The organism is Facklamia lactis, assembly GCF_015863205.1.
In the GTDB taxonomy this organism is placed as follows: domain Bacteria; phylum Bacillota; class Bacilli; order Lactobacillales; family Aerococcaceae; genus Facklamia; species Facklamia lactis.
In genome coordinates, this window is the sequence record NZ_JACBXQ010000002.1 from 25,721 (window position 1) to 39,336 (window position 13,616).

Annotated in this window: 9 protein-coding genes; 3 read left to right on the top strand and 6 right to left on the bottom strand. The window is 34.7% G+C overall.

The window, feature by feature from the left end; all coding sequences use genetic code 11:
• Positions 1 to 40 precede the first annotated feature (40 nt).
• Positions 41 to 2,164, bottom strand: a complete 2,124-nt coding sequence (locus tag HZY91_RS03050; protein ID WP_197114650.1) for a peptidoglycan D,D-transpeptidase FtsI family protein — start codon at positions 2,162 to 2,164, stop codon at positions 41 to 43.
• Positions 2,165 to 2,350: 186 nt separating this feature from the next.
• On the opposite strand from HZY91_RS03050, the gene HZY91_RS03055 reads away from it, so the two are divergent.
• Positions 2,351 to 5,023 (top strand): YfhO family protein, encoded by a 2,673-nt coding sequence (locus HZY91_RS03055; protein WP_197114652.1) that lies wholly within the window; start codon positions 2,351 to 2,353, stop codon positions 5,021 to 5,023.
• A 91-nt stretch (positions 5,024 to 5,114) separates the two neighbouring features.
• Complete coding sequence (locus HZY91_RS03060) at positions 5,115 to 6,014, top strand: DUF1189 family protein (RefSeq protein ID WP_197114654.1); 900 nt, start codon at positions 5,115 to 5,117, stop codon at positions 6,012 to 6,014.
• Positions 6,015 to 6,063: 49 nt separating this feature from the next.
• Here the strand turns inward: HZY91_RS03060 and HZY91_RS03065 are convergent, their stop codons facing one another.
• The gene (locus HZY91_RS03065) at positions 6,064 to 7,398 is read right to left on the bottom strand and encodes a DEAD/DEAH box helicase (RefSeq protein WP_197114656.1); all 1,335 of its coding nucleotides are present in this window, start codon (positions 7,396 to 7,398) and stop codon (positions 6,064 to 6,066) included.
• 347 nt (positions 7,399 to 7,745) lie between these two features.
• Here HZY91_RS03065 and zwf point away from each other — a divergent pair, with 347 nt between their 5' ends.
• Positions 7,746 to 9,188, top strand: a complete 1,443-nt coding sequence (gene zwf / locus HZY91_RS03070; RefSeq protein ID WP_197114658.1) for a glucose-6-phosphate dehydrogenase — start codon at positions 7,746 to 7,748, stop codon at positions 9,186 to 9,188.
• A gap of 47 nt (positions 9,189 to 9,235) precedes the next feature.
• On the opposite strand, the gene HZY91_RS03075 is transcribed toward zwf, so the two are convergent.
• The 4 genes from HZY91_RS03075 to dinB form a co-directional block, all read right to left on the bottom strand.
• Entirely contained in the window at positions 9,236 to 10,210 is a 975-nt protein-coding gene (locus HZY91_RS03075) for a DHH family phosphoesterase (protein ID WP_197114660.1), read from the bottom strand.
• 4 nt (positions 10,211 to 10,214) lie between these two features.
• On the bottom strand, positions 10,215 to 11,546 hold the full coding sequence (locus HZY91_RS03080; protein ID WP_197114669.1) for a DRTGG domain-containing protein: 1,332 nt from the start codon (positions 11,544 to 11,546) through the stop codon (positions 10,215 to 10,217).
• Positions 11,547 to 11,638: 92 nt separating this feature from the next.
• Positions 11,639 to 12,454 (bottom strand): ZIP family metal transporter, encoded by an 816-nt coding sequence (locus HZY91_RS03085; RefSeq protein WP_197114671.1) that lies wholly within the window; start codon positions 12,452 to 12,454, stop codon positions 11,639 to 11,641.
• A gap of 12 nt (positions 12,455 to 12,466) precedes the next feature.
• Complete coding sequence (gene dinB / locus HZY91_RS03090; RefSeq protein ID WP_197114681.1) at positions 12,467 to 13,585, bottom strand: DNA polymerase IV; 1,119 nt, start codon at positions 13,583 to 13,585, stop codon at positions 12,467 to 12,469.
• Positions 13,586 to 13,616: the final 31 nt, after the last annotated feature.

Consider the following 13,616-nt stretch of genomic DNA (forward strand, 5'->3'; position numbering starts at 1 on the left):
AATAAGAAGATTTATATAAAAGTCCCATATAGTTTATAAACTATTCCACTACCTGGGCAGTCTTTTTATATTCTTGTATTGTTTTTCGAGTTTCTGCTTTCGATTCAAAATAAGCGTTCATCACTTCATGGGCAATTCGAGTTGATTCTCGTCCCCATGACTTCTCATCTAAATAAGGTACTACTACTGTTATAGCTATTTCTGGATCATCATAAGGAGCAAATCCTACATATGTAGCATTGGTTACAGGATCATTCTGGGCATATTGGATCGGACCAGCATAAAAAGCTTCTGTTGTTCCTGTTTTAGAACCGACCTCAAAAGGATAGTTCATAAAGAAATAGCGGGCAGTTCCTTGATCTGTATGAGAAACTTGCCGCATTCCTTCATGGATACGTTCCATTTCAGCAGGGTCAATATCGATAACATTTAATAATTTTGGTGGCATAGTTGAGATCACATCTCCCAATTTACCATCCGAATCTGTTCCTCTAATCTCCTTGACTAATCTAGGCGAATATCGTTTCCCTCCATTAGCGATGGTCGATACATACTGAGCCATTTGTAACGGAGTATATAAGTCAAATTGTCCATATGATAAATCAAGCGCCGACACTAACTGCTCACTAGCTGGTGTAAAACCTTCAGATTCATTTGGTAAATCAATACCTGTGCGTGTCCCCAAACCAAATTCAGAGAAATCTTTACGGAGCATACTAATCGTATCTGGATTAATATTTAAACGTCCCTCTTCTTCATAATTGAATTGTCCACCTATCATCATAGCCAATTTAATCATATAGATGTTAGATGACATTTGTAAAGCCTGAATGTCATTGATATCCATTTTACCACTACGATTAAAAACCGAAGATTTTTCTTGCGAAGCTTGGAATTTTAATGGTTCATCCGTTAAAACATTATCTGTTAACGAAATCACACCTTCTTTATATCCCATCGCCACCATTGCCGGTTTAACACTTGATCCCATACCATAAGAGGTGTTGATGGCTCCAAGCGCATCATCTTGAATTTCCTCATAATTATAGGCATCTTTATCTTCATTATAAGCAAATCGTTTGCCAGCAACGCCTATGACCTCTCCATTTTTAGGATTTAAAGCCACAACATAAACACGATCATTTAAGCCCTGATTTTCTCCCATATCTTTTAAATTATCTTCAACAATTTTGTCGAGTTTAGCTTGAAAATCTGTATTAATTGTCAACACAAGGTTATTACCTTTAGAGCCCTGGTAGATTTCCTTATTCTGTAGGATATCATCTTTAGCATCTGTGACAATATTATGAATTGATTTAGTTCCACGTAAAACTGTTTCATATTGTTTTTCAAGATATGATATCCCAATTCGATCATTCATAGCATAGCCCTTTGATAACAAGTCTTTCGCATCTTCACTTGGGATACCACGCTCTTCTGTTGACACCTGTCCTAAAATTGAACGAAACATTTCGCCTTTAGGATAAGTTCTTTGCCAATCTGTCCCAATTTGAATCCCTGGCAAATCAGCTAGATTCTCACTGACACGAGCGATCTCTTCTTGCGAAACATTTTTATTTTTAACAGACACAGTTGATAAAGCATATGCTGAAGCCATTCTCTTATAAATTGCGATGACCTCTAATTCCGCTTCGGAAAAATCTAAATCAGCATCTTGAACTTTTGAGAGTTGAGCTTGATAAGCTTCCGGTCCACTTAAAAGCAATTCTTCTTCGCTTAAACGAGAACGAATAGTATTCATATTGGTCACTACAAAATAGTCTTGCATATCTAATTTTGTGACTCCTTGAGTAGGCATTTCAATCAAGGAAGCCAACTGAGTAGCGATTTCTACTAGTTTTTCACCTGTAATTTGTGAATCTCGATCCCTCGTATATAAAATAGCACGTTGTGGTTGATTTCCGACTACAATTTCACCTTGACTATCATAGATCATTCCACGAGGTACAGATCCTGTTGATAAAGTAGATTCTGTTCTTTGAACCATTCCGGTAAAGGTTTCCCCTCGATATAATTGTAAGAATCCTAATCGAACAAATAATGCCGTAAAGGCTAAAAACGCCACAAAAAACAACAAATTGAGGCGGCGTGGGATATGTGAACGATTTTTTTTCTTTTTTAACTGGTAATTGGATTTAGGCATTGTATCTCATACTTTCTTTGGCTTAATTTCTAAATTCTTACCAATTATAGCAAATAATTATCTAAGATCAAACCAGAGGCAGTGAATATTTTATTGAAAATCAATGCAGCGAATGCTAACTTTTGCTAATATGTAAGGGTATATTTAATTAGCACTAATGATACTTTATTTTTAAGGAGTCTGTTTATGTTATCTAATGTTAAATCAGTAAAATATATTTTAAATGCCACTCTTTCTTTAACCATTATGATCATTTTGGCAATTATTTTTAAATTTATTCCTTTCGGAGGTCCTGAAGACCGAACAATGCTCACTATTGATTTAGGACAGCAATATATTGATTTTTTCAGCACTTTTCGCAAGACACTATTAAGTGATCCCCGCCAACTCCTCTATTCCTTCGAAAAAGGAATAGGGGGTGAAATGATTGGGTTATGGGCTTACTATTTAATCAGCCCCTTTAACTTGATTTTTCTATTTTTTAATGAAAATAATCTAGATTTAGGCGTCACTTTTCTCACCATCGCCAAAATATTAGCCGCTTCCACTACTTTTTTCTATTTCAATCAAAAAAAATATCAATCTAATCCCTATATTGCCATGGCATTTGCACAGTGCTATGCTTTTATGTCTTATACCATTACATTCCAATTAAATATCATGTGGTTTGATGCTCTAATTCTTCTTCCTATCGTAGCCTTGGGGCTTGACTATATAATAAAAGGAAGAAAACCCTGGTTATACGTTATTAGTTTAGCTTTGCTTATTATGTTTCATTACTACATAGGAATGATGGTCTGCTTTTTCTTAGCGCTTTATGCCGCTTATCTTATTATCGAAAATCAAGATCAATTTGTTTTCAAAAAATTTATCATCCAGTATTTTATATTTATCAAATATTCGATCTTTGCTGTTCTCATAGCAGGTATAGTTCTTGTACCAACCGTAGATTCCATGACTGCTAGTAAAGGAGCCCAACTTGATCCCGAAACTGAATTAATATTTGAATTCGTACAAGAGCATCATTTTGTTGATGTTTGGTCTAAAATGTTCATGGGAGGCTTTGTCTATGATGAAATGTCTTCTGGATCGCCTAATATATATGCAGGTATGTTGACTTGGCTTTTGGTGTTCTTTTATTTCTTTAATCGAAACATTAAACTATCAGAAAAAATCACCAGCCTTATTATCATCATTATTTTTTATTTTTCCTTTTCGATCGAACTACTTGATAAATTATGGCACGGTGGACAATTCCCAATCTGGTATGATTTTCGTTTTTCATTCACTTTTTCATTCTTTATGTTAACTTTAGCAATTAAAGCATTCGATCGAACAACGAAAACTATTCCAATTTATCAAATTGTGATCGTCCTTATAAGTATGGCAGTTATCACCTTTGGTTATTTTAAATATACAAACTATTCCTATCACACCCCAGAAAAACTTTTTATGTCCTTAGCTTTTTTCGTCATTTTATTAGTCATTATGCAATTAACAATGTTACCTGAACACATTAAAAGTTCTCTTCTTCTTTTAGTAACTTGTTTCGAACTTACAACAAATGCAGTTTTAATTTTGTCAGAAATAGACAATTATGTTCAACCGTCCAAATTTAATGATTATATTTCAACATTATCTAAAGCAGTTGATCCACTGAAACATGATGATAGTAGCTTCTACAGAATCCATAAAACTTTCCAAAGAACTAAGAATGAGGCAATGTATAATCACTATCACGGATTAGATCATTTTGGGTCAACAATCGAAGTCCGAACTACTCAATTATATGGGTTTTTAGGGTTACCTAACACTAGTAATGCTGTTAATTATACGAACGGCACGCTCTTCACCGATGACCTATTTGACATCCGATATTTACTTGATATTTCATCCAACACCCGCATATATACAAAAGATGATGGCTATGTGCTCTATCGAAGAGCCAGTGATTTTGATATCAATGCTTATCCTATTCTTGATAAAGAAAATCGCTATGTTACGCATGAGAACACTGAAAGATTAGGTTTTGCAGTAGAAGTTTCCCCTGAAATTGTTAACGCAAAATTTGAAGATTTTTTACCCATAGACAATCAAGAAATGCTTCTTCAATTAATTGACTATGAAGGAAACGGGGAAACTTACTTCAAAAAGAAAGCATTTAATGAGGTTGTATACAATAATCTCGAAGTGGCAGATAAGGGAGATGGAGATTTCTATACCTACCGAGCTACCAGTAAAGATCAAAAAGGATCTTTTACCCTTTATTTTGATACAGAGTCTGAGAATCCTTATTATTTCACTCTACCGAGCCAATTTTCTAATAGTAACGTTTCGATTCAACTTAATAACGATAAATACTCTTTCTACACGCCAGCGGAAGGACGTCAGATCACAAACGCAAGTTTCAATCATATCCAGAGTGATCAAAATATTCGAGTTAACCTCAAAAAGGATTCTTTAAAATCAAATTTAATTTCTTTATATGAATTTGACTTGAAACGATATGAAGAAATGATCAATTCTAAACAAAATCATTTATTCGATGTGATCTCTTTTAAACAGAACGAAATTCAAGGAACCATAGATATCCAACAAAAAAAAGGTTATTTATTAATTCCTCTTCCTTATGACAAGCATTGGAAGATAACCGTCAACAACAAAAAAATAAAACCTATTCCTGTTTTATCCGATACAATGATGGCCTTACCATTAACGAAAGGTCCCCATAATATAAGCATGACCTATTTCCCCAATACTATCTGGTATGGATTAGTTAGCACCCTAATAGGGATACTACTTGTCTTACTCGATCAAAAGTTTTTATTTCGAGAAACGACTTATTCTATAAAATCTTAGTATACTTATTGCGCTTTACCTTTCTTTTAGCTAAGATAGTAGTATTCAAACAGTTCAAATAAACTAATTATAATTATAAAGGAAGAATACATTGAAATTTGTCGTTTTACTTTTAAAACGTGGACTTGAGAATCCACGTTTTTATATCGAAGCTTTACATATAAAGTGGCGATACCTCTTTGTGCTATCATGTCTCATTTCTGCACTGATTGGTCTTAATTATCAAATAGAAATTCAACCTGTCGTCCAGAATCTAAAAGATAATATTCTATCTTCGACTGAATATATTCCTCATTATCAGGTAGAAAATGGGGAATTAAAACTAGAAGATAAAGAGAAAGCACTTTACTATCATTCAGAATATTTTCAATTAATTGTTGATGATCAAGTTCAAAACAAAGACATCCATGGAGGAATTCAACTTCAAACGAAGAATCCTAATCAAATCGATCCTTCAACTTTAATTAATTTATTTATTATTAAAGACCAGATGATTCTCTACACAAAAGGTAGCCCACAAATTTTTACAATGAATTTAAAAACATTTTCCAATGAGGAAGTCCTAAAAGATCAAATTCTAGCAATTTCAAATCAATCGCTAGCCATTACAATCATTATATATTTCGCCTGCATGATGATCGCCTTTCTAACTTATTGGTACTTAATGCTACTAACAGGTCTTTTTGCTGGCTTACTGAATGTTAAACTCAATATGCCGCTTCCTCTTTTGGCTCGTATGAAAATGAGTATTATAACGTCATTCGTTCCACTCTTAATGATTCAAATCATTCGCTTTTTTATCCCCTCTTTCCATGTCAATTACTATTTATTTATTGCTTTAATTATCTTTTTAATTTATCTATCATTTAAAAATCATACTCAACATTTGCATAATATTGTGAAAGATTTACAAACGAAGGATCTAACTTTTGAAGAATTTAAAAACCTTGTAGATCATAGACTGAAAAAAGAAGAAGATAATCAAAAATAAACAAAAAGCTATTTCCATTCTGAAATAGCTTTTTGTTTATTTTTAATAATTATTTCTTTCTTGCCCGCCGATTATTTAATTTAGTCTGTCTTTTAGCTTGAGAACGACGATGCTCTTTTATCTCTTCTGTCAACTTTCGTTTATATCCGGGCTTGACTTTGGCTTTTTTATTTCGATTAATCAAGGCTTTTACTCTTGGGTCAGACTCCTTCCTTTGAGTATTTTGTCGTCTACTTCGACGATATCGTTGCTCAACTTCTTTTATTTCGCCCTTGGATAAAGTTACCTCTGTAAATTCAATTCCTTTAGCCTCTAAGCTAGCCACAGCCTTATCATCATCAGGAGTAATAAAGGTATAGGCTGTACCTGCGAGCTGATTACGAGCAGTTCGTCCCACACGATGAACAAAAAATTCTAAATCTTGTGGTAACTCTGTATTAATTACTAATGAAATGCCAGGTATATCAATCCCTCTAGCAGCAAGATCAGAAGCCACAACATACTGGTAATCTAGATTTTTAACTTGTTTCATAATTCGTTTGCGTTCTCTTGGCTCAACTCCACCATGAATGGTCGCAACTTTTAAACCTTGATCCTTCAAATATTGAGATAATTCATTCGCATATTCTCTTGTATTACAGAACACCATCGCAAGAAATGGATGTCCCATGGTTAATAAATCATACACCAATCTTTTCCGATCTTGTCCCTTTGTATTAATTAAATAATTATCTACTTGATCTACTAGAACTTGTCCCGCTTCAATTTTGACATGTTGGGGATTCACCATGTATTTATTTAGAAATACCGATAATTGTTGCGGAATTGTGGCTGAAAAAGCCATCATTTGTAAGTCTTGCGCCATTCGAGAAGCTATTTCATCCACAATGGGAAGAAAACCTAAATCCAACGTCATATCTGCTTCGTCAATTACCAACATACTTGCAGTTTGAACCCACAAAGCATTTGCAGACATTAAATCAAATATTCTACCCGGAGTCCCAATGACTAGATGAGGTTGTTGATTGTCTAATTTCTCAATTTGACGTAACTTATCCGTTCCCCCTACATAATTTGCTACTCGTATTCCTTCTTTTGAGAAAGCAACTAATTCCTGTGCAACCTCATATAGCTGATTCGCTAATTCACGACTTGGCGCTGTAACGACTCCTTGAACTTCATTCTTCAAGGGATCAATTTGGTCAAGAATAGGAATTAAAAAAGCATGCGTTTTTCCAGATCCTGTTTGAGACTGTACAATTAAACTTTCTTTTTTTAATGATTTAGGAATCACCGCCTCTTGAACAGCTGTTAATTCTTCAAAATGGATTGCTGTTAAGCCATCTTTTAGAAAGTTTTTAATATCTAAATCTATAAATTTCATATATTTCTCCTATTTCTTAAAAGTCTATTAATCAGTTGCTCCTGATCGTTCTCTCTTCGGATAGTGTTATTCCACTAAAAACCGTTTTACAATAGCAAAGAAGTCAATCTTTTTCTTGAAAATTTCATTAATTTCTTTTCTATATAATACTTTTCTCTGAATTTTCCGAAGCAATTATTTAATAAAGGTATTCTCAACATAAGCCTTAACCTTTCTATCCATCTTTTGCCTCTTTCCTCTCAATATTATAGCATAAGTCATTAACACAGGATATAAACATCTTCCTATCTTGAAGCTGATATGAGTTTTGGTTATAATAAAATTTGTGTGAATTTGGGGGTGCTTTTATGCAGAATAATCGTTTAATAATTACCTTATTTGGGGCAAGTGGAGATTTAGCACAACGCAAGCTTTATCCTGCCCTTTATCAATTGTATAGAAAAAAAATAATTTCAAATCATTTTGCCGTTATTGGCACAGCACGTCGAGAGTGGACAAATGATCATTATCGACAAATTGTGATTGCTAATATTATAAATCATTGTAAAGACAAAAAAGAAGCGATGATGTTTGCATCCCACTTTTATTACCAACCGCATGATGTTCATGACACTGATCAATATAAAAACCTGCAACAACTAGCAGAACAACTCGATCAAACCTACCAAACAGAGGGGAATCGTATTTTTTATATTTCCTTATCGCCTCAACTCTTCCCAATTATCACCAAACACTTGAAAACTCAAGGTTTAATCACAAATACTGGATATAACCGACTCATCATAGAAAAACCTTTTGGCTATAGTGAAGAGTCTGCAGATTTACTGCAAAAACAATTGGAAGAATCTTTTGAAGAAAATCAAATCTACCGAATTGATCATTATTTAGGCAAAAGCTTGGTCAATCAGATCTTACCTATTCGATTCAATAATCATATCATGAAATCAATTTGGACAGGAGAAACAATTGATCATATTCAAATTACTTTGAATGAATCGATTGGAGTGGAAGATCGTGGCTCTTATTATGAAACAAGTGGTGTGAGTCGCGATATGATCCAAAATCATGCGCTTCAATTATTAGCTCTTGTGACAATGCTCGAACCTACCGCCTTCAATGCCTCTGAGATCCGTGATGAAAAAATTAAGATTTTAAAAAACCTTACCCTCTTTGATGGGTGGGATCAAGCAGAATTAAATATTGTTAGAGGGCAATATGGTCCTAGTCTTGATGGTCAACACCCTGGTTATCGAGAAGAGAAAAATATTAACGAACAATCTTTAGTAGAGACTTTTATAGCACTGAAATTAAAAATAGACTATGGTGGATGGCAACATACTCCTATCTACATTCGTTCCGGCAAACACATGTCAACAAAACAAACGGATATTAAAATTGTTTTTAAACAAATCAAAAAAGATATTCCCGCTAATTATTTACAATTTGAATTAGCTCCAAACCCTGGTATTCGCCTTTATCTTTCTCAGTCAGATTCCACTCATCAAGAAGAAATAATGCCCTTAAATCTCTTTTATACTGTTCCACCTGAGATTTGCTCAGAGCTTCCTAAAGATTATGAAAAACTTATATTAGATTGCATTGAAGGCAATCTAAATAATTTTACTCACTATCTTGAAGCAAAATACGCTTGGCGTCTTATCGATCGAATTCAGCACTACTGGGCTCAAGAAGACACGGTTTGCTTTCCAAATTATCCAGCCCAATCTGACGGTCCCAAAGCTGGACAAGAAATAATATTAAGAGATCAAAAAAATTGGATTAATAAATAATCCTATAAATGAACCCCCCTCTATTTGACTAAATAGAGGGGGGTTCGTTATAGTTCTTCTAAATACTGTTGATTGACTTCAATTAAAGCTTCAATTAATCGGTCGCGAGATTGCTTGTCTGTTGCGTTCGCTCCTGATGCCATTGCATGACCTCCACCATCAAAAGCAATCGCTACAGGATTAATATTCGGTCCTTTGGATCGAATTCTTGCTCGAAATTTCTCACTCTCACTAGCCTGCTGAATAAAAACAACCCAAGAAATTACGCCCTTAATCCGGCCAGGTATATTCGTAATGGAATTAGTCGCTTCTTCACTGATTTCATAATCGATCAGGTCTTTTTGATAAATAATAAGTGAGGCCACTCCATGTTCATGTTGCCTAATTCGCGAAATAGCTAAAGATTGAAAACGAAGCTCTTCTATCTCCAATTCATTAAAATAATTATTAATTGTCACATTATCTAAGCCATTCTTCATTAAATACCCTACTGAAAGAAATGTTTGATCCGTGGTATTAGAAAATTGAAAGCGGCCTGTATCTCCCACTATTCCTGCATAAAATAAATCCGCTACTTCTTTATTAATTGGCAAAACTTCAGAAAGGTGAATAGCCATTTGTGTCAATAATTCAGCTGTAGAAGAAGCATTCTCATCAACTATTTCTAAATCGCCATAAGAATCAACTAATAAATGATGATCAATTTTTATTAAAGACTTCCCTTGCTTATAATTTTTTCCATCAATTCTAGGTTGATCTGCTGTATCAACCACAATTACGAGAGCATCCTGATAGTCATCCCTAGTGACTTCATCCATTTTTCCTAACCATGCTAAACTTTCTCCAATGGTTCCTGCAGCTAAAACGGTTTTATCTGGATACGTATTTTGAATCCATGCCTTAAGTCCTAATTGTGAACCCACAGCATCTGGATCAGGTCTTACATGACGATGAATAATAATGGTGTCATATGCTTTAATTAATTGATAGAATTCATTGATTTTTTCTATATTGATAATCATGACTTTAAACCTCCTTGATCCTTTTATTTACCATTTGAGATTCTGTAAGGGCTTGTGCAACCAGTATATTTTCAATAAAAATTTTTACTTCTGTTGTGGCGGAACGACGATTATGATTTAAAATTTCAATTTGAAAATCAATCTGATTACCTAACTGAATCATTGTGAAGTAATTCAAATTAAAGGATTCTATCACATTATTGTGACCGGTTACATCTTTAACCTTTCGAATTGCTAGTTGTGTGATTAACTCACATAGACTGCCATAAGACATAGATCCAAGCGTATTTACCATTTGCGGTTGAACTTCTAGACAGTAATCGTAATTCCGGTTATATGAATTTGGAGTAACTTCTTCAATATGCTTCAGTAATTCAGTTTCATAAGTATTAACAGTCTGTGTCTCTTGTTGAATATTTTGTAACGCTTTCATGACATCTTGACGCGAAATGACACCCAACAGTTGTAGATTATCAGCCACAACAGGTATCATCTCAATATCTTCCCAAATCATTTTATATGACACTGAGGCAATGCTCATATGCAATTTTACTGTAATAACATTTTTACTCATCGCTCTTTCAATTGAAACTTTCTCTCCTCGGCCAATTAAGTCATTAGCTGTTACCACCCCAACTAAACGGTTATTGTTAACGACTGGAAATCTTGATAATCCTGTTTTTTCGGACTTTTGATGAAATATTTCAACTGTATCAGTAGGAGCTAAAGAAACTGTCTTATCAATCGATGTGTAAACTTCTTCAACTGTCACAATTTCTTGTTTAATCATCTGTTCATTCATCGATTGATTAATTAAACTTGCTACAGTGTAGGTATCGTAGCTCGTCTTCATAATTGGAAGTTCATAATGATTAGCCAAAGCTACCACGTCTGGATCAGCTTTAAATCCGCCAGTAATTAAGACTGCTACCCCATTCTTTAAAGAGTGACGATGAACTTCACTACGATTACCGACAATGATCAACGAGTGATTCTCAAAATACTTTTCCATCGCGCTCAAGGTCATTGCCCCAATAATAAATTTCGATAAAGGCTTATTTAATCCCTTTTCTCCTCCTAATATTTCTCCATCGATTAAAGGTAGGATATCTGAAAAAGTTAAACTTCCAGCAATATTGTCTATTTTTTGTTCTATTCGAATAGTCCCCACTCGTTCAATTGTTGAAACTAACCCTTCATTTTCTGCATCTTTGATTGCTCGGTAGGCAGTCCCTTCACTCATTTGCATTTGTTTTGCTAAACTTCTCACTGAAATTTTACTGCCAATAGGTAATGATTGAATATATTGTATAATACGATCATGCTTAGTAACCATCTTTCGGCCTCCATAAAAAACTTACAAAGTATTATAAATATTATAACAGTTTGTAAGTTTTTTACCTAGAAAATATTAAAATAATATAACAGTTATCCCAATGCCACATCTAAAATCATCATGATCACAAATCCTACCATGAAACTTAAGGTGGCAACATCTGTATTACCAGAAGTTTGCGACTCAGGGATTAATTCTTCTACTACTACAAATATCATGGCTCCTGCAGCAAATGATAAAGCATAAGGTAAGAGTGTTTGCATAACAAGAACAGCAGCTGCTCCTATAACGGCTCCAAAAGGTTCGACCAAGGCTGACATTTGTCCTAAATGAAAAGCCTTTCTTTTACTGCGTCCTTCAGCCATTAAAGGTAAAGATAAAGCAGAACCCTCTGGAATATTCTGAATCCCTATTCCTATCGCCAAAGAGATAGCCGATGCCAAAGCCGCCCCTTCAATTCCTGATGCCGCTGCTGCAAATGCAACTCCGATCGCCATACCTTCAGGAATATTATGAATGGTGACCGCTAGAAAAAGCATCCATGTTCTCGATAATTTTGAATCAGTTGGATCTGTATCCCCATGATCTCCTGCATAATGAAGATGAGGAACAAACTTATCAACCATTCTTAAAAAAATTCCACCTAAAACAAATCCGATTGCTGCTGGAAACCAAGTAGGAATTCCCACCAAATGCTTTTCAGCATGTGCCAAAGCTGGGGCAAGAAGCGACCAAAAGGAGGCAGCTGTCATCACACCCCCTGCAGCACCTTGCATCATTGCTAAAAATCGCTGATTAACCTCTTTGACAAAAAAAACAGTCGATGACCCTAGGGCTGTACATAACCAAGTAAATACCCCTGCTAATCCAGCTTGCACAATTGGATTTAAACTAAGAAAAAAATCCATGTCCCTGCTCCTTTACAATAATAATTTTATAGCTTGTGGTTGATTTTTAGGATCAATAAAACTTGAAACTGAAATACCTAATAAACGAATATCTTGATCCAAATGGCCATGTTTTTCCCAAAGCTGATAGGCTTGACGTAAAAGATATTCCTTATTATCAACCGGAGTTTCAAGATGGATCTGCCTCGTGATGGTTTGAAAATCATCGTATCTAATTTTAAGGGTTAACGTTTGGCATAGCAAGCCTTTCCCCTTTAACTTATCTGCCACTTTACTAGTAAGGTCTTTGATATTTTTTAGAACGGCTTCTTCACTCATTAAAAAAACTCGAAAAGTGGTTTCTTTTCCTATCGATTTTCGTTCTCGATATTTTTTGACAGGCACATTATGAATGCCTCTCACTTTATAGTATAAAGAATGCCCCATTTTTCCAAATTCTGTAATGAGTTCTTCTAATGAATAAGCCGCTAAATCCGCCCCAGTTCGAATTCCTAATGATTCAAAATGAGGAAGGGATTTACGTCCTACCCCATAAAAATCTTCAATCGACAGTTGATGCAAAAAATCAATTGCTTCTTCTGGCCGAACAACAGTTATACCATAGGGTTTGTGGTAATCAGAAGCGATTTTTGCAAGAAATTTATTATATGAAACACCAATGGAACAAGAAAGACCTATTTGATTTTTGATACGAATTTGTATCTCTCTGGCAGTTTGAAGACTAGAAATATTATCTTCCTTTTGTTTAGTAATATCCAGATAAGCTTCATCCAATGATAATGGCTCCACCAAATCAGTATAAGAATTAAAAATCTGATGTATTTCTTGGGAGACATCACGATAATAGGACCTGTTGCCAGGGATAAAAACAGCATGTGGGCAAAGTTTAAATGCTTCAAGTGCTGACATAGCAGAATGAATACCATACTTTCTTGCCTCATAGTTGCAGGTTGAGACAATCCCTTTTCCACCCGTTTCCCTTGGATGATGCGCAATCACTACAGGTTTATTGATTAAAGATGGATCGTCTCGCATTTCAATACTGGCATAAAATGCATCCATATCAACGTGTAGAATTTTTCTAGATATATCTGGAACAGGATCTTTAAAGGTTAAGATACCATACTGCATTTTATCCCTCCTCAAGATCATTATACAAACA